The organism is Dyella agri (assembly GCF_044904705.1).
In the GTDB taxonomy this organism is placed as follows: domain Bacteria; phylum Pseudomonadota; class Gammaproteobacteria; order Xanthomonadales; family Rhodanobacteraceae; genus Rhodanobacter_A; species Rhodanobacter_A agri.
The window spans coordinates 50656-76334 of sequence record NZ_JADIKL010000014.1 but is presented as its reverse complement, the minus strand read 5'-3'; the positions used below and the strand labels follow the sequence as shown (position 1 = coordinate 76334).

Genomic DNA, 25679 nt, shown 5'->3' with positions numbered 1-25679 from the left:
GGGCGTACCGTCCTCGGCTTGCTTGAGCACGGCGATGATCTGGCTATCGCTGAATCGGGACTTCTTCATGGAACCTCCTCGGGAAAGATTACGAGAAAATTCCACTTTCAGCGTCTGCTAATTTACGGGGGGATTACCAGGGGTCCCGAAAGCAGGCACGCTTCCTGCGTGCCAGAAGCAACAGCAACGGCGGAGCGCCGCGCTACGTGCGGTGCTCCTGCTTTGCTGTTGGCGGGCACGTGCAAGGAACACATGTCTTTCGGCAGGGGCAGCCTTCAGGCACATTCGTTGCAGCGGCCGGTCAGGCATAAAGGGCAGATGACCGGGAACCCGTTCATGCCGCCGTCGGTCGTGTGTGTTCTCCCGTTATGCTTGCGCGCCACGGAGGACACGTGAACATCTTTGCTCCCATGATCCGCCGGCCGGTCGGCACTTCGTTGATGGCGATCGGTCTGGCCATCGCCGGCTTCTGCGCTTATCTGCTGCTCGGCGTGGCGGCATTCCCGTCGATCGAATTCCCGTTCATGGCGGTGTCGGCGCAGTTGCCGGGCGCCAGTGCGCAGACCATGGCGAACACCGTGGTGGGCCCGTTGGAACGGCACCTGGGCCGCATCCCCGGTGTGGCGCATATGTCCTCCACCGCCACCGAGAACGGGGCGCAGATCTTTTTGCAGCTGGATTTCGGGCGCAAACCCGACCAGCTGGCGCGCGACGTGCAGTCGGCGATCAATGCCGCGCTGCCCGATCTGCCGCAGCTGCCCAATCCGCCGACCTATTTCAAGGCCGACAGCTCGCAGATCCCGATCCTGCTGGTCTCGCTGACCTCGACCAGCTTGCCGCCGGACAAGCTCTACGACCTCACCGACACACTGCTGCAGCCGGCGGTGGCGCAGATCCCCGGCGTGGCGCTGGTACAGGTGCGCGGCGGCGCGCCGCACGCGGTGCGCGTGGCGCTGAACACGGCTGCGCTGGCACATGCCGGCATTACCGCGAATGACGTGGCGAACGCGCTGCGTGCGGCCAACGTCACCTCGCCGCAGGGCGCGATCGGCGACAACGCCACCCAGATGACGGTGACCGCGAACGACGCGCTGCACACCGCCCAGGATTTCGCCGGGCTGGTGATCGCCAGCCGCAACGGCGTGCCGGTACGCCTGTCCGACGTGGCCACGGTCAGCAGCGGGCAGCAGGACAACTACACCGCGGCCTGGTTCAACGAGCATCGCGCCGTGGTGCTGCGCATCACCAAGCGCCCCGAGGCGAACGCGGTGGCCACGGTGGAAGCGGTGCGCGCACGGCTGCCCGAGCTGCAGAAGCTGCTGCCCGCCGACGTGAAGATCACGCCGATCTTCGACCTCACTCCCACCACGATGTCCGCGTTGCACGAGGTGGAAGTGGCGCTGATGATGAGCGTGGTGATGGTGGCGCTGGTGATGCTGGTGTTCCTGCGCCGCAAGCGGCCCACGGTGATCGCGATGTTCAGCGTGCCGTTGTCGCTGGCCGGCGCTTTCGTGCTGATGTGGGTGCTCGGTTTCACGCTCAACATCTTCTCGCTGGTGGCGCTGGTGCTGTGCGTGGGCTTCGTGGTGGACGATGCGATCGTGGTGATCGAGAACATCGTGCGCCACATGGAAAAGGGCATGCCGGCGCTGGAGGCCGCGCTGACCGGCGTGCGCGAGATCGGTTTCACGGTGATCTCGATCACCTTGTCGCTGATCGCGGTGTTCGGGCCGATGGTGTTCGGCAACAACATGTTCACCCTGCTGATGCGCGAGTTCTCGGTGACCTTGATCGCCACCATCGTGATCTCGGCGCTGGTCTCGCTCACGCTCACTCCGGCGCTGTGTGGTAGCTGGCTGGCACACGACCATGCTTCGCCGGACCGCCAGCCGGGCCTGCTGGAGCGCTGGGCCGAGCGTTTCGACCAGGGCTTCCTGCGCTTGTACGAGCGCGGGCTGGATTGGGCGATGCACCACCGCCGGCTGATGCGCTGGCAGCCGCCGATCCTGCTGGTGCTGACCATCGTGCTGGCGGTACTGGTGGGCATGACCGCGGGCGGCGGGCTCATGCCCAAGGAAGACACCGGCCTGATCAACGCGAACATCACCGCCGACGCGAACATCTCGCCCACCTTGATGATGAAGCGCACCCAAGAGATCGTGGCGCGGATCCATGCCGATCCGGCGGTGCTGGACATCACCGCATCGGTCGGCGGCAACGTGGGCGCGAGCGGCAACCAGGCGAACCTGTTTATCGACTTGAAGCCGCTGGGCGACAAGCCCGACGACCGCCGCGACTCCGCGCAGCAGGTGGTAGACCGGCTGACCAAGGCGTTCAAGGACATGCCTGACCTGGACGTGACGCTCACTGCGCAGCAGTTCATCAACATGGGCGGCGGCGGCAGCAGCGGCGTGGGCCGCTATTCGTTCCAGCTCACCAGCATCAGCGGCACCCCGCTGCAGCAGCCCACGCTGGATCTGCAGCGCGTGATGCGCGGCATGAAGCAGTTCCAAGATGTGACCTCGAGCTTCGACAGCATCGGCAAGCAGCAGATGCTGGAGGTGGACCGCAGTGCCGCCGCGCGGCTGCAGCTCGGCATGGGCATGATCGATTCGGCACTGTACGACGCCTTCGGCCAGAACCAGATCTCCACGATCTACTCGGACATCAACCAATACCGCGTGGTGCTCACCTCGGACAAGGCCGATTCGCTGAGCCCGGACGCCCTGCTCAACACCTATGTGCGCAACGGCGCGGGCACCATGATCCCGCTGTCGGCGGTGGCGCGGATCCAGCCGCACATCGCCCCGGTGAGCGTGCAGCACTATGACCAGACCGAATCGGCGACGATCAACTACAACCTCGCCGAGGGCGTGACCCAGGCGGATGGATTGAAGCTGGTGGACCAGGCGATCTACGCCGCCCACCTGCCGGACGGTGTGCAGAAGAAGTACACCGGCGAGAACGAGAACCTGCTGGATGCGCTCACCAATTCGCTACTGTTGCTGCTGGCGGTGATCGGCGCGATGTACGTGGTGCTGGGCATCTTGTACGAGAGCCTGATCCATCCGCTGACCATCCTCTCCACCCTGCCCGCCGCTGGCATGGGCGCTTTCCTGGCGATGCTGCTCACCCACACCCAGCTCACCGTGATGTCGGTGATCGCGGTGCTGATGCTGATCGGCATCGTGAAGAAAAACGCGATCCTGATGGTGGACTTTGCCCTGGTCGCCGAGCGCGAGCACGGGCTGGACGCTCCGGCGGCGATCCGCGAGGCGGCGTTGGTGCGCTTCCGTCCGATCACCATGACCACCCTGGTGGCGATGGGCGCGGCCCTGCCGCTGGCCGTGGGTTTCGGCGCCGGTTCGGAGATGCGCCAGCCGTTGGGCATCGCGATCCTGGGCGGTCTGTTCGTGTCGCAGCTGCTGACCCTGCTGTCGACGCCGGCGATCTACCTGTGGCAGCACGACCGCCGCGAACGCAAGGCGAAGCGCAAGGCATTGCGCGAGGAAATCCGCCGCCAGCGCGAGCTGGCCCGGCAGGTGCCGGCGCTGCCAAAATAGCGCCGGCGGGCGGGCGCGGACCGCAACATTCGTGCCCGTCCGCACACCCTATGCCTTTCGACAGGGGCGGCCTTCAGGCACATACGCCGCGGCGCGAAGCGGGGCATAAAGGGCACATGATCGGGAACCCTTCCATGCCGCCGCTGGTCGCGTGTGTTCTCCCGCAAAGCTTGCGCGCCACGGAGGACACGTGAACATCTTCGCCCCCATGATCCGCCGGCCGGTCGGCACCGCGCTGCTGGCGATCGGTCTGGCCATCGCCGGTTTCTGGGCGTACCTGCTGCTGGGCGTGGCGGCGTTGCCGTCGATCGAGTTTCCGGGCGTGGTGATATTCGCGTCGGCGCCGGGTGCCAGCGCGCAAACCATGGCGAATACCGTGATGGCGCCGCTGGAGCGGCACCTGGGGCGCATCGCGGGCGTCAAGCAGATGGTGTCCAGCGCCAACGAAGGCGGGGTGCAGATCCAGGTCATATTCGACATGAGCCGCAGTGCCGACCAGGCCGCGCGCGAAGTGCAGCAGGCGATCAACGCCGCCATGCCCGACCTGCCCACCGGCCTGTCGCCGCCGCAATATTTCAAATTCGACACCTCACAGATCCCGATCCTGCTGGTGGCGGTTACCTCCACCAGCCTGTCGCCGGACAAGCTCTACGACCTCAGCGACACCTTGCTGCAGCCGGCGGTGGCGCAGGTGCCCGGCGTGGCGCAGGTGCAGGTGGCCGGCTCGCCGCACGCGGTGCGGGTGGCGCTGAACAGCGCCGCGATGGCGCATGTCGGCATTACCGCGAACGACGTGTCCAACGCGCTGACGGCGGCCAACGTCACCGCGCCGCAAGGCCTGCTCGGCAACGGTGCCACCCAGCTCACGGTGAGCGCGAACGACTCCCTGCACAGCGTGGATGATTTCGCCAAACTGGTGATCGCCACGCGCAACGGCGTACCGATCCAGCTGGCCGACGTGGCCGCCGTCACCGGCGGCCAGCAGGATGAGTATGCGGCGGCCTGGTTCAACGATCAGCGCGCCGTGCTGCTGCAGATCAGCAAGCGGCCCGAGGCGAATTCCGTGGCCACGGTGGAGGCCATCCTCGCCCGGCTGCCCCAACTGCATAACCTGTTGCCGGCGGACGTGCAGATCCAGCCGATCTTCGACCTCACTGCCACCACCAAATCCGCGCTGCACGAAGTGAACGTGGCGCTGCTGATGAGCGTGGTGATGGTGGCGCTGGTCATGCTGGTGTTCCTGCGTCGCGCGCGGCCCACGGTGATCGCGATGTTCAGCGTGCCGCTGTCGCTGGCCGGCGCCTTCGTGCTGATGTGGTCGCTGGGGTTCACGCTCAATACGCTGTCGCTGGTGGCGCTGGTGCTGTGCGTGGGCTTCGTGGTGGACGATGCGATCGTGGTGATCGAGAACATCGTGCGCCACATGGAAGAAGGCATGCAGCCGCTGGAAGCGGCGCTGACCGGCGTGCGCGAGATCGGCTTCACGGTGGTGTCGATCACGCTGTCACTGATCGCGGTGTTCGGGCCGATGGTGTTCGGCAACAACATGTTCACCCTGCTGATGCGCGAGTTTTCGGTGACCTTGATCGCCACCATCGTGATCTCGGCGCTGGTCTCGCTCACGCTCACCCCGGCGCTGTGTGGGCGCTGGCTGGTGCACGACGAGGCGCGGGCCCCGCGCCAGCCGGGCCGGCTGGAGCGCTGGGCCGAGCGTTTCGACCAGGGCTTCCTGCGGCTGTACGAGCGCTGGCTGAACTGGGCGATGAAGCATCGCCGGCTGATGCGCTGGCAGCCGCCGATCCTGCTGGTGCTGACCGTCGTGCTGGCGGTGGCGGTGGGCATGACCGCGGGCGGCGGCATGATGCCGAAGGAGGACATCGGTCTGCTGCAGGCGCAGATCACGGCGGACGCCAACATCTCGCCGACGCAGATGGCCGTGCGCACGCAGGCGGTGACGGCGGCAGTGCGCGCCGATCCCGCCGTACTCGACGTCACCACCTTGCTTGGCGGCAACAACAACAGCGGCGCCGTCGGCAACAACTCCACCTTGTTCATCGACCTCAAGCCGCATGGCGATGGTCCGGACAAGCGCCAGGCCACGGCGCAGCAGGTCGTCGACCGGTTGGCGAAGCAGTTCAAGAACCTGGCCGACATGAACGTGTCGCTGACGCCGGTGCAGTTCCTCGGTGGCGGTGGTGGCGGAAGTAGTGGTGGCCCGCAGTTTTCGGTCCAGCTCACCAGCACCAGTGGCTTGCCGCTGCAGCAGCCCACGCTGGATGTGGCACGGGTGATGCGGCGCATGAAGCAGTTCACCGACATCACCACCAGTTTCGACAGCATCGGCAAGCAGCAGATGTTGCAAGTGGATCGCGATGCGGCGTCGCGCCTGCAGATCAGCATGGGCGAAGTGGACGATGCGCTGAACAAGTCCTTCGGCCAGACGCCGGTATCGACGATCTATTCGAACATCAGCCAGTACCAGGTGGTGCTGACGTCGGACAAGGCCGATTCGCTGAGTCCGGAGACCTTACTCAATACCTACGTGCGCAACAGCGCGGGCAAGATGATCCCCTTGTCGGCGGTGGCGCACATCCGGCCCCTGATCGCGCCGATCAGCATCGACCACTACGACCAGATCGAGTCGTCCACCATCAGCTACAACCTCGCCAAGGGCACCACCCAGATCGAAGGCCTGAAGCTGGTGGATCAGGCGATCTATGCCGCGAACCTGCCGTCCGGCGTGCAGAAGAAGTACACCGGCCAGAACCAGGACTTGCTCGACTCCCTTACCAACTCGCTGTTGCTGCTGCTGGCGGTGATCGGCGCGATGTACGTGGTGCTGGGCATCTTGTACGAGAGCCTGATCCATCCGCTGACCATTCTTTCCACCCTGCCCGCCGCCGGCATGGGCGCCTTCCTTGCCATGCTGCTCACCCACACCCAGCTCACCTTGATGTCGGTGATCGCGGTGCTGATGCTGATCGGCATCGTGAAGAAGAACGCGATCCTGATGGTGGACTTCGCCCTGGTCGCGGAACGCGAACGCGGCATGGCGCCGCCGGCGGCGATCCGCGAGGCGGCGCTGGTGCGTTTCCGCCCGATCACCATGACCACCCTGGTGGCGATGGGTGCGGCGCTGCCGCTGGCGATCGGCTTCGGCACGGGTTCGGAGATGCGCCAGCCGTTGGGCATCGCGATCCTGGGCGGTCTGTTCGTGTCGCAGCTGCTGACCTTGCTGTCGACGCCGGCGATCTACCTGTGGCAGCACGATCGCCGCGAGCGCAAGGCAAAGCGCAAGGCATTGCGCGAGGAAGTCCGCCGCCAGCGCGAGTTGGCCCGGCAGCTACCGGCACTGCCGAAGTAGATTGCCGCCCGCGTCCCCCCGGCATGGGCGCGAGGAACGGAAGGACAGTCCATGCGGCATCCGAAACCCCGGCTCCGGCCGGGGTTTTGTTTGAAGAGCGCGGGCGTGGATGGTTGCCCGATTGATTCAAGCGGGTGGGGATGATCGCGAAAACACCGGTGTCTCTCGGGTGGCTGACGCCGCAGGGGGAGCGGTCATCTGCCGCTGCCGGGGCGGTGACGCTTTATTTACAGCACCGAGCGGCATAGTAAGCCAACGAACCCAGCCCCCGCGGGTATCCGACATGCGCGCACCCTCAGGTTTCCTCCACCTGCTCATGGCGGCAGCATTGGCGTCCGCCGCGCTTCCCGCCGCCGCTGCCCAGGTCGAATTGCAGGCCGGCCGCAGTTACATGGACAGCCACGCCACCAACACCGTTTTCGCCGAGGGCGTGTTCGCCGAGCATCCACTCGGCGACACGGGCCTGCACTGGGCGCCTGATGTCTCGCTGGGCTGGATCGACGGCCGCGATATCGGCCGCTATCGCGATACCCGCTACGGCACCCGCGACGCGATCTGGCTGGCGGCCGGCGGTGTGCGCCTGAGCGCGGGCGGCCCCGGCGACTGGTACCGCCATTTCTTCTACAGCTTCCAGGTCGCCCTGCACAGCGGTCGCACGCAGGCGCTCAGCAGCGCCTATGAATTCGTCAACAGCGTGGGCTGGCAGTGGCGCCACTTCAGCGTACAGATCCGCCATATCTCCAACGGCAAGCTGCACCAGCCGAACCGCGGCGAGACGATGGCCCTGGTGGGGCTGGGCTTCGATCTGAACTAGGCGATCCGGGCGGCGCCGCTCAGTGCCCGCCGCCCGATGCCGCCGGCCCTGCCTTCGGTGTAAACGGCGGCTTGGCCAGCCATATCACCACGATCAGGCCCAGGAAGATCCAGCCCAGCGCGTGCAGGATCTCGTTGAACGAGATCTGGAAGGCTTGCTGGGTGATCATCCCGTTCAGCACCGTGGCGCCGCGTTGTGGGTTGCCGTGGCTGAACTGCTGCAGCGCCGCCTGCGCGGCGGGGCTGTAGGGGGTGATGTGCTCGGTGAGCTGCTCGTGGTGGGCCACCGCGCGGCGCGTCCACATCAGCGTGGTGATCGAGGCGGCAAAGCTGCCGCCCAGCGTGCGCAGGAAGGTGGCCAGGCCGGAGCCCGCGGCAATCTCGTTCTGCTGCAGGTCGGACAGCAGGATGGTCAGCACTGGCATGAAGAACAGCGCCACGCCCAGGCCTTGCCAGAGCTGCACCATCGCCACGTGGTAGAAGTCGATCTGCAGGTAGAAGTCCGAGCGCATGAAACAGGTGCCGCCCATCACCACGAAAGACAGCGCTGCGAGGATGCGCAGGTCCATGCGCGTGGCGTACTTGCCCACGAAGAAGGTGAGCAGCACCGGGATCACGCCCAGCGGCGCGGTGGCGAAGCCGGCCCAGGTCGAGGTGTAGCCCAGGTTCTGCTGCAGCCACAGCGGCACCAGCAGCGCGATCGAGAAGAACGCGGAGTAGGCCAGCACCAGTGCCAGCGTGCCGGCGCTGAAGTTGCGGTGGCGGAACAGGCGCAGGTCGACGATGGGATCCTTGTCGGTCAGTTCCCAGATCAGGAAGACCGCCAGCGAAACCGCCGCAACGATGCTGGTGATGATGATGAAGTTGGAATTGAACCAGTCCTCGTCGTTGCCCTTGTCGAGCACGATCTGCAGCGCGCCCACGCCGACGATCAGCGTGATCAGGCCGACGTAGTCCACCCGCGGCCGTTCGAGTTTTTCCTGCTTCGCGCGCAGCTGGGCGGCCACCACCACGCTGGCGAAGATGCCGATCGGCACGTTGATGAAGAAGATCCATGGCCAGGAATAGTTGTCGGTGATCCAGCCGCCGAGGATCGGGCCCGCGATCGGCGCCACCACCGTCACCATCGACAGCAGCGCCAGCGCCATGCCGCGTTTCTCGGTCGGATAGGTGCTGATCAGCAGGCTTTGCGTGATCGGGTACATCGGCCCGGCCACCGCACCCTGCAGCGCGCGGAACAGCAGCAGCATACCCATGCTCTGCGACACGCCGCACAGGAACGAGGTGAGCGAGAACAGCAGGGTGCACCACACGAACAGCTTCACCTCGCCGAAGCGGCGGGTGAGGAAACCGGTCAGCGGCAGCGAGATCGCCATGCTCACCGCGAACGAGGTGATGACCCAGGTGCTCTGGTCGTTGCTCACGCCAAGGTTGCCGGCGATGGTCGGCAGCGACACGTTGGCGATCGTCGTGTCCAGCACCTGCATGAAGGTGGCCAGCGACAGGCCGAACGTGGTCAGCGCGAGATTCGGTGGGCGGAAGTGGGTGCTCATGGAACCGTGTCGGTCGTGGGTTCGGAAGGTTCCCTCTTACGCCGGGAGAGGGTGCCCGAAGGGCGGGAGAGGGTGCGTGCGGAACGTGGTGTTGCCAGCTTGCCGAACTCTCTCCCCGACCCCTCCCCCGCAGGCGGGAGAGGGGTTCGTTTCGTCATTTCGAACTGCCCGCCATGTTGGCGTGGATGACCTCGGCGATCAGCGCGTCGGCCTTGGCCGCCTGCTGCTCGTAGACGTCGGTGCTGAAGGCCGGCTGCGTCGGCGGCTGCTGCGCCAGCATCGGGCCGTTCTGGTCGTGCAGGTTCACCTCTACGTTGAGCGACATGCCGATGCGCAGCGGATGCTTGTCCAGCTGGGCCGGGTCAGTGAACACCACGCGCACCGGGATGCGCTGCACGATCTTGATCCAGTTGCCGGTGGCGTTCTGCGCCGGCAGCAGCGAGAACGCGCTGCCGGTACCGATGCCCAGGCTCTGCACCTTGCCCTGGTACTTCACCGCACTGCCGTAGACGTCGGAGGCTATCGTCACCGGCTGGCCGATGCGCATGTGGTTGAGCTGGGTTTCCTTGAAGTTCGCGTCGGTCCACACTTCATGCAGCGGCACCACGGCCATCAGTGGTGCGCCGGGCGCCACGCGCTGGCCGAGCTGCACCGAACGCATCGCCACGAAGCCGGTCACCGGTGCCACCAGGGTGGTGCGCTCGTCGTCGAGGTAGGCGGCGCGGAACTGCGCGGCAGCCGCCTGCACGTCAGGATGCGAGGCGACCACCGTGTCGTCCACCAGCACCTTGCTGGTCTGGAACTGCTGCTGGGCGGTGACCAGCGCGCTCTGCGCGGCGGTCAGCTCATCGCGGACATGCGACAGCTCCTCGGCCGAGATCGCACCGGACTTGGCCAGGCCCACGCGACGGTCGTAGTCGGCCTTGGCCTTGGCCACCGCGGTCTCGCGCGCCGCCACGATCGCCTGCTGGCCGTTCACGCTGGAATATAGGCCGCGCACCTTGCGCACGGTGGCGGCGAGGTTCGCCTTCGCGCCGGCCAGCGCCACGTCGGCGTTGGAGCGGTCGAGCTTCACCAGCACGTCGCCCTGCTTCACCAGGTCGCCGTCGTCGGCGCCGATGGTGACCACGGTGCCGGGGATCTGCGGGGTCAGCTGCACCACGTTGCCGCCTACGTAGGCGTCATCGGTGCCTTCGTACCAGCGGCCCTCGAGGAAGTACCACAGCGTCCATGCGGCGCCGCCGATCACGACGACCGCGAGCAGCAGGCGCAACAGGAAGCCACGCCGCTTGTTCTGCGGCGGTTCGGCGGCCGCGTTGGGGGCCGCGGGGGAGATCTGGCTGGACATGGGTCTGCCTCAGGAATGGTGTTCGGATGCGGGGAGAACGGATGCGTTCGGCGCTGGCGGCTGCTGGCCGGCCGCGGGGCGATAACCGCCGCCGAGGGCCTGGATCAATTGCACCGACTGGTCGGATTGCTGGGCTTGCAGCGTCGCCATGCGCTGCTCGGCCACGAGCAGTTGCTGACGCACGCTGAGCGTTTCCAGATGGCTGCCCACGCCGGCCTTGTAGCGCTGCTCGGCAAGTCGCTCGGCGTCCTGCGCGGCGGTCAGCGCGCGTTGCTGCGCCTCGGCCTGCTGCTGCAGCGACTGCAGCGCGTCGACGTCGTCGGCGACGTCGTTGATGGCGCGCACCAGGGTCTGGTTGTATTGCGCCACGGCGAGGTCGTACTGCGCATCCTTGCCGGACAGGTTCGCGCGCAGGCGGCCGCCGTCGAAGATCGGCATGCTCACCGCCGGCGCCACCTCATAGAAGCGCGCCGGCAACTGGAACAGGCTGGCCTCGCCCATCGAAATCAGTCCGACCATCGCGCCCAGCTTGAGGTTGGGCAGGAAGGTGGTCTTGGCGGCCTTGATGTCCTTGCTGGAAGCTTCCACGCGCCAGCGCGCGGCGACCAGGTCGGCGCGATGCCCCATCAGGTCCACCGGCAAGTTGGCCGGCACGGCGAGCGCGGCGGGCGACAGCAGGTGCGGGCGGCCGATCTCGCGGCCGCGGTCCGGGCCCTTGCCCAGCAGTACCGACAGCGCCGATTGCGCGGCGTCGATCGCACGGCCGGCCACGGCCAGTTGTTCCTGCGCGCTCGCCACTTCGGCATCGCTCTGGCGCAACTGCATCTGGTTGTCGATGCCGGCGGCGACACGCTGCGCGGTGAGCCTGTGCGCCGCGTCGGCGCGCTCCAGTTCGGCCTTGGCCAGGTCGTGCTGGCTATAGGCATAGCCCAGCTGCACGTAGGCGCGGGCGACGTTGCTGGAGAGTTCCACCCGTGCGGCGCGGGCCTCGACCTCGGCGGCGCGGGCCTGGCCCACCGCCGCTTCCCAGGCAGCGCGCTTGCCGCCCCACAGATCGATGTCCCAGTTGAAGCTGCCGTACACGTAGCGGGCCGGCGTCATGTGACCGTTGCCCAGCCCCGGCAAGGTGGTGGGGATGCGCGCATCGGCCACGCTGCCGCCCACGTTGAACGTAGGCTCGCGCGCGGCATTGGCCGCACCCACCACCGACTGCGCCTGCTGCGCGCGCGCGTCGGCGATGGCCAGCGTCGGGTTGTCGGCCAGCGCCTCACCGATCAAGGTGTCGAGCTGGGGATCGCCGAGGCCGGTCCACCAGTCGGCGGACGGCCAGGCCGCATTGGCCGGCACGTTCGCCAGGCTTTGCGCTGCCTTCAGCGAGGTCGGATCGATCGGCGTGCCGTCCGGATGCAGGCCACCGCTGCTGGCGCAGCCGGCCAGTGCGAAGGTCAGTCCGACCGCTGCCGCAAGGAGATGCAGGCGCATGAGCTTTCGGTCTCGAAGCAGGAGTGGGAGTGGGTCAGTCTTTGTTGCGGAGCGTGTGCAGCACACGTTCCAGGTAGTCGTGCAGATGCTCGCGCTCGGTGGCGTTCAGCGAGCGCTGGGCCGCCTTGAGCACGCGTTCGTTGCAGTCGGTGAGTTCTTGCCACAACGCGGTCCCTGCGGTGGTGAGTTCGATGCGCAGCGCGCGCCGGTCCTGCTCGTGCGGGCAGCGGCGCAGGTAGCCGCGGCGTTCGAGTTGGTCCAGCTGGCGCGTCATCGCGCCGCCGTCCAGTTCCACGGAGCGGGCCAGTTCGGTGGCGCTCATCGGCCCCAGCAGGGCCAGCCGCTTCAATATCAGGAACTGGGTGAAGCGCAGGTCCAGTCCCTTGGCGGCAATCTCGGCCTCGATCGAGCGCACCAGCTCGGAGCGCACCAGTCCGAGCAGGATGCCGAGGCTTTCGCGGGGTTTGGCGGGGGCGTTGGCGCGATTCATAGACGCGCATTCTATTGCCAGAAGAATATTTGTCAAGGCAAATATATTTTACGCAGTGTTTGCCTTGAGAACATTCTGTCGGTGCAGGCGGCGCTGGGCCACGAGGGCCGCCAACTCGTCGTTCACCCAGGCGCGCAAGGCCGGATCGCGCAGCTCGAACAGGCGGAACACGCCAAGTGCGCGCAATACCGGCAGCAGCGCCACCAGGCGCGGCTCCAGGGTGAGACGCAAGGCTTCCGGCGTGGCCGGGTCGAGCATTTCGTGGGCGCATGCCACGAAGGTTTCCAGCGGTGCACGGGAGGGCGCGCTGGGCGCGGGGAGCGGGATCGACGGCATGGCGTTCTCCTGCAAGGCCTGCAACAGGGGGAGACAGGCGGGGGTGCGGGGAAACCGCTGGCGACGGCGGCGGCGATGAGCGCCGTCGCAGGGATTCGGCGGCTGCCGCGCAGCATACGCAGGGCTCGCCACGCAGTGATATCGTTATTCGGTCAATAAATATCGAGAAATGGACATGGGTTCGTGGCACGAGCAACTGCACGACCGCATCGAGCGCGCCGACGGCCCGGCCGTCATCGCGTATTGGGACGAGGGCCAGGCGGCCAGCGAGCAGGGCGGGGAAACCCGCACGCACGACTGGCATCGCCACTTGCGCGGGCAGCTGTACTGCATCGAGAGCGGACTGGTGCACGCGCGCACGCGCTTCGGTTCCTGGCTGCTGCCGCCGCACCGCGCCGGCTGGATGCCGCCGGGCGAACTGCACACCGTGAGCCTGAGCGGGTCGATGAGCGGCTGGGGCTTGTTCCTGGCGCCCGAGGTCTGCACCGGCCTGCCTGAGCACCCCTGTGTGATCGGGGTCAGCGAGTTGCTGCGCGCCCTGGTGCGCCGCGCCAGCGAATGGACCCTCACCGAGTCCCTGGAGCCGGAGCAGGAACGCGTATGCACGGTGATGCTGGATGAATTGCGCCGCGCCACGCACGAACCGCTGCACCTGCCGATGCCGATCGATCGCCGGCTGTTGCGCGTCGCCCAGGCAGTGCTGAAGGCGCCGCACGAAAACCGCAGCCTGGAGGACTGGGCCGGGCGCGTCGGCTTGTCGGTGCGCAGCCTGAGCCGGCTGTTCCGCAGCGAGACCGCACTGAGCTTCGCGCAATGGCGCCAGCAAGCGCGCCTGAGCCGCGCACTGGAGCACCTGGCCGAAGGCATGCCGGTGGCGCAGGTTGCCGAGGCCACCGGCTACGCCAGTACCAGCGCCTTTATCGCGATGTTCCGGCGCGCCTACGGCCTGCCGCCGGCGCGCTATTTCGGCTACGCCGCCACCGCCGGCTGAGCGGCGGGGCGGCGTACCGTTCGCCGCGACACTCAGGGGCGGCTCGCCTGCAGTTCGTCGCGCACCAGCGCGGCAAGCGCCGGGTCGCGGATCGCGAACAGGTCGAACACGCCCAGCGCCTGCAGCGTGGGCAGCAACGCGAGCATCCGCGGTTCGGCTTCGCGGCGCACCGCCTCGGGTGTCGCCGGGTCCAGCATCAGTTGCGCGTTGACCACGAAATCGGTCAACGCGTCGGCTTCCGCCAGCACGCGGTCGGCGGTTTCGCTGTCGGTGATCAGCAGAGACATGTCGATCTCCTTCCATAGCAGCAGGGACGTGGGGAGTGGCCTCGACGTTACCGACGGCGCGTGCGGAACTTCCATCCGGAGCATGCGGGGGACGCGGTGCGAGAGGCCGAGGGGTTGCGCGTTGCACGCAACCGCGGGATATCCCAGCCCGACAGGAGCCGTCCATGACGGACGGGCCGGGACATCCGTTGGATCTGTGGGGTAGCGTCACCATAAATCCCTGGCCAGCACCATGGGGAGACAGTTCCCACTGCTGGTATTCCCACTACCACCCGGCGTCCCACGCATGCAGCATTCCCGGCAACGCAGCGAGTTGAAGGCTTTCTTGCGCGCACGCCGTGCCGCGCTCGCTCCCGAGGCGGTCGGCCTGCCGCGCGGTGTGCGCCGGCTGACCCCTGGCCTGCGCCGCGAAGAGGTCGCCGCGCTCGCCGAGGTCGGCGTCACCTGGTACACGTGGCTGGAGCAGGGGCGGGCGATCAACGTGTCCGCCGCCGCGCTGGCGCGCATCGCGCGGGCGCTGCGGCTGGACGCCACCGACGAGGCCTATCTGTTCTCGCTGGCCGGGCTGGCCCGCGCGGAGCCGGTACGCAACCACGTCGTGCTGCCGCCCACGGTGCAGGGCGTGCTGGACCTGTACCAGGCGCCGGCCTTCGTGCTCGACCCGGTGTTCGACGTGTTGAGCTGCAACGCGATGGCCGAGCGGCTGTACCAGTTCGACGAATTCCACGGCCGCTTCGCCACGAACCACCTGTGGAACGCGTTCATGAACCCGGCGCGGCGGCGCCTGTACGAGCCTTGCTTCGAGCCTGGCATGCTCAATCTGCTCGGGATCTTCCGCGTGAACCAGGCGGCGCACCCCGACGATCCGCGCTTCGACGCGCTGATCGACGCGCTTGTCGAGGCCAGCCCCGATTTCGTGGCGCTGTGGCGCCGCCACCATATCGCGGCGCTCAGTACGTGGATCGCGCACTTCCGCCACCCCGAATTCGGCGAGGTACGCGTGCACTCCAACCGCTTCCCGCTGCGCGACGCCGACGGCATCGCCAGCGGCGCCACCGCGTTCTTCTTCGTGCCGGAGGACGTGGCGACCGCGGCCAGCTTCGCGCGTATCGCACGCCACCTGCAGCATTCCCGCGAGGTGGAGCCTGAGCCGGCCTGAGAGCCTGTTCAATGTCTTCGCGTGGCTCGCGTTGCCCTCGCATGGACGTCAGGTGGTAGCGCGTGGCGCAGCGCCAGCCGGCGGCAGGTCAAGCCGCGTTGCCACCTGGCGGCCATGCGAGGGCAACCCCTGCACCTATAAATTCCGGGGCCGGGTCTGTTTGCCCCCATGCCGGCGTCATCACTCGGTCGTGGACGGACGTCCACTCCCTCGTTCTTCCTTGGCCTGCGCGCAAACAGCTCCCGACGCGGGCCACGCGGAGACATTGAACAGGCTCTGAGGATAAGAGGCCTTTATCGTCGCCATCATCAAAACCATCTTGGCTTATCGGTGCGTGCGGGCCTAGCATGCGGCGACGTTCATCCACGTCGCCACGAATCGCGAGGTCGCCATGCTCCGTCCGCTGCTCTCCAGTCTGCTCGTGCTCAGCCTGCTGCCCTTCGCCGCGATCGCCGGCGACAACCAGGCCCCGCCCGCCATCACCGCCGCCGGCACGATCCACCCGGTACCGAACGCGGCGTACATGCCCGACCGCAACGCCACCTACAAAGTGGTGTTCGCGATGACCAAGCCCAGCGACAAGCCCGACCAGGTGAACCCTGCGCTGGAGCGTGTGGCGCGCGCGGTGAACCTGTACACCACCTCCGGCGTGCCGCTCAGTCACCTGAAGTTCGTCGCCATCGCCTACGGCCCGGCCACCGCACTGGTGCTGGACGACGCGCACTACCGCGCCAAGTTCGGCGTGGCCAACCCCAACCTGGCCGCGATCGCGCAGCTGCGCAAGGCGGGCGTTTCGGTGGCGGTGTGCGGGCAGGCGGTGATCGAGAACCATTTCGAGGACGCCTGGGTGGCGAAGGACGTGGAGGTGGCGCTGTCCGCGCTCACCACGATCACCGAACTGCAGCAGCAAGGCTATGCGCTGATGCCCCTGTAACCCGGCGGGTTACAGGGGCATCAGCCGGACCATGGATGGCCCGACGTCGAACCGGCGCGGTACGCGCTTGTTCGAGCGGAGCCGAGGCCGGCAACAGCCGGACTCGGCGAGCATGAAAAGTGCCGGACGCATTTTTCATGCATCAGGCACCCGCTCTTGCTCTGCTGTTGCACTGGGGAATACCGATGAAGCACAAGCACTCGTGGATAGCTGCCTTCGCGCTCGGCGCGCTGTGCATCACCGCTCAAGCTGCTACCCAAGCCTCCACCCAAGCCAAACCCGACTACCTCCCGCCCTGGAACCCGCCGCCGGAAGGCCTGCAGTTCAGCGTGCCGCCGTTCGACGCCATCGCCGACTTGCACGGCGACGTGGTCGATCCGCAGCTCACGGTGTTCTTCGCCGGCAACCAGTTCATGGTGGTGCACGACCTGGTCGCCGCGTTCAAGCAGGCGCACCCGGAGTACCAGCGCGTGTTCGCGGAAACGCTGCCGCCCGGCATCCTGGCGAAGCAGATCGAGGGCGGCGTCCTGGTGATGGGCAACCTGCGCATTGCGTTGAAGCCGGATATCTACACGGCCGGCAAGGGCGCGGTCGAGCGGCTGCAGAAGCAGCACGACTGGTTCGCCGCCACCGCCGACTACGCGCGCAACCCGCTGGCGATCCTGGTGGCGAAAGGCAATCCCAAGCACATCGAGGGCCTCAAGGACCTCGGCCGCGCCGATGTGCGGGTGAGCATGCCGAACCCGGCGTGGGAGGGCATCGCCAAACAGATCGAGGACGGCTACCGCAAGGCCGGCGGCGAAGCGCTGGATCACGCGGTCATGGTGACCAAGGTGCAGGACGGCAGCACCTTCCTCACCACCATCCACCATCGGCAATCGCCGCTGCGCGTGTTGCAGGGCGAATCCGACGCGGCGCCGGTGTGGTCCACCGAGGCGTACTTCCAGCAGCAGATCCTGCATCACCCGGTCGAGACGGTGGCGATCCCCGCGGCGCAGAATGCTATCGCCACCTATACCGCCGCGCGCCTGAAAGCCGCGCCGCACCCGCAGGCGGCGAAAGACTTCCTCGCCTTCATGCAAAGCCCGACGGCGCAGGCGATCTACCGCAAATACGGCTTCCAGCCGCCGCAATGAAGAGGGCTTGACGATGCGCATGCCTGTCCTTGTCGCCCTGTCCCTGCTGGCCGTGCCGCTCGCCGCCACCGCCGCGACGGCAGCCGGCACCATCGCGCAACAGGGCAACGGCAAGGGCGCCGCGCCGTGCATGGCCTGCCACGGCGTCGACGGTGGCGGCCAGGAAGCCAGCGGTTACCCGCGGCTCGCCGGGCTCGACGCCGCCTATCTCCAGCGCCAGCTGGACGATTTCGCGAACGGCACGCGCGCGAACCCGGTGATGCAGCCGAATGCCGGCGCGCTCAGCGAGGAGGAGCGCGCACAGCTTGCGAAGTACTACAGCGCGATGCCGGTGCCGGCGCACGGCGTTGCTGCGCCGCCCGCCGACGACATTGGCGCGAAGCTGGCTACGCGCGGCGACTGGAGCCGCGACCTGCCTGCCTGCGAGCAATGCCATGCGCCCGGTGGTGTGGGCGTGGGCGCGAACTTCCCGCCGCTGGCCGGCCAGCCTGCCGCTTACATCGCGGCGCAGCTCAAGGCCTGGCAACAGGGCAGCCGCCATAACGATCCACTGGCACTGATGCAGCATGTTGCGAAGCAGCTCAGCCCGCAGGAGATCCAGGCCGTATCCGGCTGGCTCGCCGCGCAGCCGTTGCCGGCCAAGGGAGGCACGCCATGAAATCGCCGTTGCCTATCGCGCTGCTTGGCGCGTTGATGCTCGCCGCGTGTTCGCACCCGGCCGCGGAAGCGCCCATGGCCGCCAACACCGCACCTGCCGCCAGCGTTGCAGGCGCTCCGGTGAAACACGAAGCCCCGCCGGCCTTCGCGCCGCCCGCCGAAGCCGACATCCCGGCCGGCCCGCTGGGCGACGAGATCCGCCTGGGCCGCGCCATCTTCACGGATACCCCCGGGCACGCGCGCGACTACGTCGGCAACGGCCTCAACTGCAGCAACTGCCATCTCGACGCGGGCCGGTTGGCCAACTCTGCGCCGCTGTGGGGTGCGTACGGCATGTATCCGCAGTACCGCAAAAAGAACGGCCACGTGAACAGCTTTGGCGAACGCCTGCAGGGCTGCTTCCGTTTCAGCATGAACGGCAAGGCGCCGCCGCTGGACAGCGACACCATCGTGGCGCTGGAGACCTATGCGTGGTGGATGGCGAAAGGCGCGCCGACGGGCGTGAAGCTGGCTGGTGCCGGCTACCCAAAGCAGGGCTTCAAGCCGCCGCAGCCGCCCGACTATGCGCGCGGCGCCAAGGTCTACGCCGCGCAGTGCGCGTTGTGCCACGGCGCCGACGGCCAGGGCCAGCAGGTGGCCGGGCGCAACGTGTTCCCGCCGCTATGGGGGGCACAGTCCTTCAACTGGGGCGCGGGCATGCACGAGATCGACAATGCGGCCGCCTTCATCAAGGCCAACATGCCGCTCAGCCGCGGCGGCACGCTCAGCGACCAGGATGCCTGGGACGTGGCGATGTACATGGATGCCCATGAGCGCCCGCAGGACCCGCGCTACACCGGCGATGTCGCCGCCACCCGCGCGAAGTACCACGACACGCCGATGTCCTTGTACGGCACCACGATGGACGGCCATCTGCTCGGCAGCGGGGCGGCGAAGTGAGCACGCCCGTGCATCGCCTCACGCCCGCGTTCGGCGTGGCTCCTCAGCTCGACGAGGACGACATCGCCCTGCTGGCCGCGCAAGGCTGGCGCAGCCTGATCTGCAATCGCCCCGATGGCGAGGCGGCAGACCAGCCGGCCGGCGCCGGACTCGCTCAGGTCGCGGCGGCGCATGGCCTTGCATGGCGCCATCTGCCCATCGTCTCCGGGCAATGGCGCGAGGCGGACGTGGCCGCGTTCGCCGACGCCCTGGACGCGTTGCCGGCGCCGGTGCTGGCGTTCTGCCGCAGCGGCACGCGTTCGATCCATCTGTGGGCACTGGCGATGGCGGACACGCTGGATGCCGAAAGCATCCGGCGCATCGCCGCCGATGCCGGCTACACGCTGGACCCTGCCGTGTTGCATCGCGCCCCGGGCGCATCGCGCTGATGCTGTCCGCCGACCTGCTGGCATTGGCCTGCGGTTCGCTGGTCGGTTTCTCGCTGGCGCTGATCGGCGGCGGCGGGTCCATCCTGGCCACGCCGATGCTGCTCTACGTGGTGGGCTTGCGCGACCCGCACCTCGCCATCGGCACCAGCGCGGTGGCAGTGGCAGCCAACGCCTTCATCAACCTCGTGCCGCATGCGCGTGCCGGCCATGTGCGCTGGCCCGCTGCGCTGGTGTTCGCCGCGAGCGGTGTGCTGGGTGCCCTCGCCGGCTCCACGCTGGGCAAACGCGTGGACGGCCACCACCTGCTCGCACTGTTCGCCGTGTTGATGCTGGTGGTGGCGACGCTGATGCTGCGCGGCCGGCGCGACGGTGCGGACGGCAGCTATCCGAAGCCGCGATTGTTTCCCCGTCTTGGTCTTACCGGTTTCGGCGCGGGTGCCTTGTCCGGTTTCTTCGGTATCGGCGGTGGTTTCCTGATCGTGCCCGGCCTGATCTTCGCCAGCGGCATGGAGATCATCGCCGCGATCGGCAGTTCGCTGGTTGCGGTGGGTGCGTTCGCATCGACCACCGCGATCAACTACGCGGCCTCGGGCCTGGTCGACTGGCGCGTCGCCGCGTTGTTCGTGGCGGGCGGCGTGGGCGGCGGCTGGCTGGGCGCGCGCCTGGCGCGGCGGCTGGCGCGCACGCGTGGTGCGCTGAATCTCGTGTTTGCGGTCGCCGTCATTGCCGTGGCGGTGTACATGCTGGTGCGGAATCTGCAGTGGTGAGCGTGGCGTCTTGGATATCGGTCCGTTTGCCTTTTCCACGGCCCTGATCGCCTTGCTGTTCGACTTGGTCGCCGCGCTCGGCACGGCCGGCTTCTTGCACAAACGCGGCCAACCCGAGGCCGGCAACGCGGTGTACCTGGTGTTGGCCGCAGGCCAGCTGCTGGCGCGCACGGTTACCCCGCCACGCTGTTCCCGGGTAGGGATGGCGTGATGCACGACCACTGGATGGGCGAGCTGTCGCGCGCCACGCTGGCCGACCGGTTGCGGCGCATCGCGCCGCAACCCTAGTCGCCGGCCGAATCGGCCCGACGCGGAAACCCGGTCGGGGCAGCGGTGTCACTTGGCTTTGGGAGCGGGCGCCGCAGCGTTCTGCTTGTTCGCCTCGTAGGCCTTGAGCTGGCTTGTCGTGTCCTCGGAGATCTGCCGCAGCTGCGGCATCAAGGTGGTCATCTTGCCCTGCACGTCCTGCATGGTCTGCCCCATCACCGCCGGCATCTTCGCCACCATCGACTGGCCCGAGGGCGACTTGTAGAAGGCGATCATGTCGTCGACCTCCTTCTGCGTGAAGGTCTTGCGGTAGATGTCGACGTACATCGGCTCCATCGAGTCCCACGACAGCTGGCTCTTCATCAGCGTGCTCAGCTTGGCGGTCTGCGCGTCGATGATCTTTTGCTCGCCGGCATCGGCGGGTTGCCCCGCCAGTGCCTGTTCGCTGGCCGTGTGCATCATGCCGTCCAGGCGCGCCTGCATGGCGTCCAGCATCTTGTGCGCCTGAATCACCTGCAGCAGTTGCTGGATCGAGGCGTCGCTGGGTGGCTGGCTGGTCGGCGTGGCCGCGGCGGCCGAGCCGCAGACGAGGAAGCCGGCGAGCAGGCCGAGGGTGATCAGACGCATGGGTACGTTCCTTGTGCTTGGACGGAAAACGGGCCACCGGAAGGGTGACCCGCGTGTTCAGTGTGCGGCGGGTGCCGCCGGTTTCACATAGGTATCGAACAACTCGTCGATGCGCCGGTATTCGTCATACCAGTCGTCGGCGTGCTTGAAGTCGTGGCGTTCCAGCGGATACAGCGAGATCCAGAAGTTCTTCTTGTGCAGCTCGACGAAGCGCTGGTACAGGCGGATGGAATCGCTGGCCAGCACGTTGTCGTCGATCAGGCCGTGTTCGATCAGCAGCGGGTCCCGCAGGTTCTGCGCGTATTCGATCGGCGAGCTGGTCTTGTACGCCTCGGGATCGAGCTGCGGGTCGTTGAGGATGTTCGAGGTGTACTCGTGGTTGTAAGTGACCCAGTCCGCCGGCGGGCGCAGCGCGGCACCTGCGGCGAATTCGCCGGGCGCGCGCAGCAGCGCCATCTCGGTCATGAAGCCGCCGTAGCTGCCGCCGTAGATGCCCACGCGTTTCGGATCGACGCCGTGGTGCTTCACCAGCCAGGCCTTGCCGTCGAGCAGGTCCTCCAGTTCGGGATGGCCCATCTTGCGGTAGATCGCATCGCGCCAGTCGCGGCCGTAGCCGGCGGAGCCGCGGTAGTCCAGGTCCAGCACCACGTAGCCTTGCTGCACCAGCAGGTTCTGGAACATCTGCTCGCGGAGGTAATACGTCTCCTGCTTCGACACGTCCTGCAGGTAGCCGGCGCCGTGCACGAAGATTACCGCGGGGCGCGAGGCGGGTGCAGCGGCGTCGTTGCCTGGGCCGTAGTACTTGGCGTAGACCACGCCGGCGCCATGCGAGGACGGCACTTCGACAAACTGCGGCTGGGTCCACGGCCGCGCGGTGTACGCACGCTTCATGGTGTCGGTGAGTTCGCGCGGCGTGCCGCCGGCCGCCGGTTGCACGGCAAGCTGGCTGAGCAGGTACGGCGCCGAGTGCAGCACGGCGAGCTGGCTGCCGTCGGGCGACAAGCTGAAACCGTCGACGCCTTCATACCGGGTCACACGGGTGAGTTCGCCGCCATCCGCAGGCACGCGATACACGTCGTAGCTGTATGGCGCGACCTTGTTCGCCAGCACGTAGAACCAGCGGCCGTCGGGGCTGGGCGTGGGCTGGCTCACTTCGAAGCGTGCGTCGCCGGTGAGCGCCTTCGCCTTGCCGTCCAGCGGCTTCACGTAGAGGCGCGACCAGCCGCTGGCCTCGCTGAGATACCACAGCGTGCGGCCGTCCTTCAGCCAGCCGAAATCGTTGAAGCTCCAGTTGATCCAGGCGCCGTCGTGCAGGCGGTCCTGCGATACCAGCGCATGGCCGGCGAAGTCCACGCTGGCGATCCAGCGATCCTTGTTGTCGATCGCGCGCAGCTGCACGGCGGCCTGGCTGCCATCGTCGCTCCAGGCGATGCCGCCGCCGCCTTCGCTGGCGATGGTCACCGGGCGCACGCCCGGCGCCTTGAGCGCCTTGGCTTCGTCATCGTGGCCGGCCTTTTCCAGGGCGGCGATGGTCTGGTCGCGGATCGCTTTCAGCGGGTCATCCTTGATGCCGGGCAGCTTGTCGGTCGCCAGCGGCCAGATCTTGTGCGCAGAAAGATCGAGCAGCAGCAGCGACTGCGGCGCGGGGTCGTTGCGGCCCACGTTGGTGCGCGCTTTCTGCACCTCGGTGTAGCCCGACTCGGTGACGTAGTGGATCACCCCCGGCGCTTCGCCCTCGCCATGGTGTGCGGGCTCGGTGACCACCAGCATCCAGCGACCGCCGGGCGAGAGTTCGGTGTCCACCGCCTTGACCTTGTCGCTCAGCCAGAACGGCTGCGGCGCGCGGCCGGGATCGGCGGCGTCCAGCGCCTGCTGCTGCGCGCGGTGGGCGTCGCGGTCGGCCTTGATCTCGCGCAGCGTGCCGAAGGTTTCGAGCTGCTGGCGTTCCAGCGCGTCGGGCTGCTTTGCCTGCGGGTCGTCGGCAAATTTCAGGATCGCGGCAGGCGCAGTGACGCCGCTGGCGAGGTCGTAGCCGTACCAGTCGTTACCGTCGCGGAACTGCAGCGTGCGGCCGTCGGCGGAGAATTGCGGCGAGGATTCCGCTTGCGGCGAGCGGGTCACCTGCACGCGGCGGCCGCTGGCCAACTCCACCAGGAACACGTCGCCGTGCAGGATGAAGGCGGCATGCGCGTGGTTGCGGTCGTACACCGCCGGGCCTTCGGCCTGCGCCATCGCAGCGGGATCGAGCTTGCTGCTGGCGCCGCCTGCGGCGTCCACGCGATAGAGGTCGCGCACGCTGTCGCCGTCGCGCTTCAACGCGTAGTACAGGTTGCGGCCGTCCACGCCCCAGTACGGGCTCTCCACCGCATGGCCGATCCAGTCGGGGCTGGCCATGATGGTTTCCAGGTCCAGCGGAGCGTCGCCGGCCGGCGTTGCGGTGGCGCTGAATGCTGCGGCAGGCAGCACGGTGAAGGCCACGAGGCCGGCAAGCAGCAGTCGGCGCATGGAAGTTCCCTGGGGCAAAAAAACCAGCATAACCGAGCGTGCCCATGCGCAACGGCCACCGTGCTGAAAGTCAGGTGCGCCCCGGGAGGCTGGGCGCTACGCTTGGGGACCGCTTCAGGTGAGGGAGGCTCTCCATGCGCGTCATGCTCGCTTTTTCCTTGATGGCGTTCGCGGCCGCGGCAACCGCCACGGCCGCCCAGCAGACGCCGCCAGCGCCTCGCGGCGACGTATCGCTGATCGACGACCGCGCGCTTCCCCCGCCCGCCTCGCCGCGGCACGAGGACGCCACCACGCTGCACGGGGTGCGCGTGCCCGATCCTTACCGCTGGCTGGAGAATCCCGCCGATCCCGCGGTCCAGGCCTGGATCAAGGCGCAGAACGCGCACACCGAGCAGGTGCTGGGCGCGATGCCCGACGGCAAGGCGATGAACGCGCGGGTGCGTGAGCTGGCGATCACCTCCACCACCCGCTCCGGTCCGTTGCTGGCCGGCGGCACGCTGTTCTACATGCAGGAGACGCCGCCGCAGCCGCAGCCGCAACTGATGGCGCAGTCGTGGCCGGCCGGCACGCCGCGCGTGCTGGTGGATCTCAACGCGAACGGCGGCAATACCGCGATCACCGCCTACTGGCCCTCCCCCAGCGGCCGTTATCTAGCTTATGGCACCGCCGAGGGCGGCAGCGAGCTGACCACCATCCACGTGCTCGACGTGAAGAGCGGCAAGACGCTGGCCGACGCCCTGCCCTGGGCCGGTGGCGGCACCACCCCGCAAGGCCTGGCCTGGGACGCCGACGAGCGGGGCTTCACCTACGTGCGTTTCCCGCCGCCGTCCGCCGGGCAGGAGGTGGTGCAATTCCACGCCGCGCTGGTGCATCACGCGCTCGGCGAGCCTGCCGCCAGGGATGCCGTGATGTTCGGCAAGGACTATTCCAAGGTGGCCGAATACCGCTTGCTGAGTTCGCCCGGCGCGAAGCAGCTTGCCGTGCTGGCCAACATGGGCGACGGCGGCCCGGCCGAAGTCTGGCTGCGCGAAGGCAGTCAATGGAAGAAGGCGCTGGGCAACGAAGCCGACGTGCGCTTCGCGGACTGGGTGGGCCAGCGCCTGTTCGTCGCCAGCTTCGCCGGCGCCCCGCGCGGCAAGCTGCTTGCGGTCGACGCGAACGGCAAAGCCGGCGAAGTGCTGGACCAGCGCGATGGCGCGCTGCAAGGCGTGGCGCCGATCGCCGACGGCTTCCTGGTGGTACGCAGCTGGGGGTCCGACTGGCAGGTGGAGCAATACGACCATGCCGCGAAGTTCGTGCGCCGCCTGCCGCTGCCTGCGCACGGCGTCGGCATCGGCGGCATCGCCGCCGAGCAGGGCCAGGATCGCGCACTGATCGACTACAGCGGCTGGACCCTGCCTTCGCGCTGGGCCGAATACGACGCCAAGGCCGGCACGCTGAAGACGGTGTTCGAGGTGAAGCCCGCCGCCGACTACTCGAAGGTGGAGCTGTACCGCATCGACGGCACTTCGAAAGACGGCACAAAGATCCCGGTCACCGTGCTGGCGATGAAAGGGGTGACGCCGAACGGCGCACGGCCGGCCATCCTCTACAGCTACGGCGGTTTCGACATCCCCGTGTCACCGCACTTCGTCGGCCCCGAGCTGGCGTGGCTGGAACGCGGCGGCGTGCTGGCCTTCGCCAATATCCGCGGCGGCAACGAGAACGGCGAGCTATGGCACCGGCAGGGCCAGAAGCTGCACAAGCAGAACGTGTTCGACGATTTCCACGCCGCCGCGCTGGCGCTCGTCGATACGCATTGGACCGACCGCCGGCACCTGGGCATCCTCGGCGGCAGCAACGGCGGCCTGCTGATGGGCGCCTCGCTGGTGCAGCATCCCGGCGACTACCGCGCCGTGGTGAGCATGGTGGGCATCTACGACATGCTGCGCCACGAGACGGACTTCGCCAACGGCGCCTACAACGTGCCCGAGTACGGCACCGTGGCCGACCCCGCGCAGTTCAAGGCCACGCTGGCGTATTCGCCGTTGCAG

20 protein-coding genes and 1 pseudogene are annotated in these 25679 nt (G+C 67.7%); 13 read left to right on the top strand and 8 right to left on the bottom strand.

The annotated features are described in order from the left end of the window. Positions 1-392 precede the first annotated feature (392 nt). The 3 genes from ISP14_RS17670 to ISP14_RS17660 all read left to right on the top strand — a co-directional run bounded on the left by ISP14_RS17670 (position 393) and on the right by ISP14_RS17660 (position 7741). Positions 393-3563: an efflux RND transporter permease subunit gene (locus ISP14_RS17670; RefSeq protein ID WP_404542437.1), complete on the top strand. Its 3171-nt coding sequence runs from the start codon at positions 393-395 to the stop codon at positions 3561-3563. 190 nt (positions 3564-3753) lie between these two features. After that, positions 3754-6927, top strand: a complete 3174-nt coding sequence (locus ISP14_RS17665; RefSeq protein WP_404542435.1) for an efflux RND transporter permease subunit — start codon at positions 3754-3756, stop codon at positions 6925-6927. Between the two features lie 283 nt (positions 6928-7210). Next, a complete protein-coding gene (locus ISP14_RS17660) occupies positions 7211-7741 on the top strand; it encodes an acyloxyacyl hydrolase (protein WP_404542432.1) in 531 nt (176 codons plus the stop codon). A 19-nt stretch (positions 7742-7760) separates the two neighbouring features. On the opposite strand, the gene ISP14_RS17655 is transcribed toward ISP14_RS17660, so the two are convergent. The 5 genes from ISP14_RS17655 to ISP14_RS17635 form a co-directional block, all read right to left on the bottom strand. Beyond that, positions 7761-9293 (bottom strand): DHA2 family efflux MFS transporter permease subunit, encoded by a 1533-nt coding sequence (locus ISP14_RS17655; protein ID WP_404542431.1) that lies wholly within the window; start codon positions 9291-9293, stop codon positions 7761-7763. A gap of 154 nt (positions 9294-9447) precedes the next feature. After that, complete coding sequence (locus ISP14_RS17650) at positions 9448-10641, bottom strand: HlyD family secretion protein (RefSeq protein ID WP_404542428.1); 1194 nt, start codon at positions 10639-10641, stop codon at positions 9448-9450. A gap of 9 nt (positions 10642-10650) precedes the next feature. Then, a complete protein-coding gene (locus tag ISP14_RS17645) occupies positions 10651-12144 on the bottom strand; it encodes an efflux transporter outer membrane subunit (protein WP_404542455.1) in 1494 nt (497 codons plus the stop codon). Positions 12145-12157: 13 nt separating this feature from the next. Then, complete coding sequence (locus ISP14_RS17640) at positions 12158-12613, bottom strand: MarR family winged helix-turn-helix transcriptional regulator (RefSeq protein WP_404542427.1); 456 nt, start codon at positions 12611-12613, stop codon at positions 12158-12160. Positions 12614-12661: 48 nt separating this feature from the next. Then, entirely contained in the window at positions 12662-12949 is a 288-nt protein-coding gene (locus ISP14_RS17635; RefSeq protein ID WP_404542424.1) for a hypothetical protein, read from the bottom strand. Between the two features lie 175 nt (positions 12950-13124). On the opposite strand from ISP14_RS17635, the gene ISP14_RS17630 reads away from it, so the two are divergent. Further along, positions 13125-13940, top strand: coding sequence for an AraC family transcriptional regulator (locus ISP14_RS17630; protein WP_404542422.1), 816 nt, complete (start codon positions 13125-13127; stop codon positions 13938-13940). Positions 13941-13972: 32 nt separating this feature from the next. Here the strand turns inward: ISP14_RS17630 and ISP14_RS17625 are convergent, their stop codons facing one another. Next, positions 13973-14227, bottom strand: coding sequence for a hypothetical protein (locus tag ISP14_RS17625; RefSeq protein ID WP_404542419.1), 255 nt, complete (start codon positions 14225-14227; stop codon positions 13973-13975). 325 nt (positions 14228-14552) lie between these two features. Between ISP14_RS17625 and ISP14_RS17620 the strand changes: the two genes are divergently transcribed. The 8 genes from ISP14_RS17620 to ISP14_RS17585 all read left to right on the top strand — a co-directional run bounded on the left by ISP14_RS17620 (position 14553) and on the right by ISP14_RS17585 (position 20458). Next, complete coding sequence (locus tag ISP14_RS17620; RefSeq protein WP_404542418.1) at positions 14553-15386, top strand: helix-turn-helix transcriptional regulator; 834 nt, start codon at positions 14553-14555, stop codon at positions 15384-15386. Between the two features lie 391 nt (positions 15387-15777). Then, positions 15778-16320 carry a DsrE family protein gene (locus ISP14_RS17615; protein WP_404542415.1) on the top strand — a complete coding sequence of 181 codons (543 nt, stop codon included), beginning with the start codon at positions 15778-15780 and terminating at the stop codon, positions 16318-16320. 185 nt (positions 16321-16505) lie between these two features. Continuing rightward, a complete protein-coding gene (locus ISP14_RS17610; RefSeq protein ID WP_404542414.1) occupies positions 16506-17456 on the top strand; it encodes a molybdate ABC transporter substrate-binding protein in 951 nt (316 codons plus the stop codon). 19 nt (positions 17457-17475) lie between these two features. Continuing rightward, the gene (locus tag ISP14_RS17605) at positions 17476-18114 is read left to right on the top strand and encodes a c-type cytochrome (RefSeq protein WP_404542412.1); all 639 of its coding nucleotides are present in this window, start codon (positions 17476-17478) and stop codon (positions 18112-18114) included. Next, entirely contained in the window at positions 18111-19052 is a 942-nt protein-coding gene (locus tag ISP14_RS17600) for a c-type cytochrome (RefSeq protein ID WP_404542411.1), read from the top strand. Before ISP14_RS17605 ends, ISP14_RS17600 begins: the two co-directional genes overlap by 4 nt. Next, positions 19049-19480, top strand: a complete 432-nt coding sequence (locus ISP14_RS17595; protein ID WP_404542408.1) for a TIGR01244 family sulfur transferase — start codon at positions 19049-19051, stop codon at positions 19478-19480. Before ISP14_RS17600 ends, ISP14_RS17595 begins: the two co-directional genes overlap by 4 nt. Further along, entirely contained in the window at positions 19480-20247 is a 768-nt protein-coding gene (locus ISP14_RS17590; RefSeq protein ID WP_404542406.1) for a sulfite exporter TauE/SafE family protein, read from the top strand. The genes ISP14_RS17595 and ISP14_RS17590 overlap by 1 nt, the downstream gene beginning before the upstream one ends. A 10-nt stretch (positions 20248-20257) precedes the next feature. Beyond that, positions 20258-20458 (top strand): hypothetical protein, encoded by a 201-nt coding sequence (locus ISP14_RS17585; protein ID WP_404542405.1) that lies wholly within the window; start codon positions 20258-20260, stop codon positions 20456-20458. 125 nt (positions 20459-20583) lie between these two features. Here ISP14_RS17585 and ISP14_RS17580 read toward each other — a convergent pair whose 3' ends face one another. Next, positions 20584-21141 (bottom strand): DUF2059 domain-containing protein, encoded by a 558-nt coding sequence (locus ISP14_RS17580; protein WP_404542403.1) that lies wholly within the window; start codon positions 21139-21141, stop codon positions 20584-20586. 57 nt (positions 21142-21198) lie between these two features. Further along, entirely contained in the window at positions 21199-23646 is a 2448-nt protein-coding gene (locus tag ISP14_RS17575; RefSeq protein WP_404542400.1) for a S9 family peptidase, read from the bottom strand. A 134-nt stretch (positions 23647-23780) separates the two neighbouring features. On the opposite strand from ISP14_RS17575, the pseudogene ISP14_RS17570 reads away from it, so the two are divergent. Continuing rightward, a pseudogene (locus ISP14_RS17570) lies at positions 23781-25640 on the top strand (prolyl oligopeptidase family serine peptidase); the annotation flags it as partial. Positions 25641-25679: the final 39 nt, after the last annotated feature.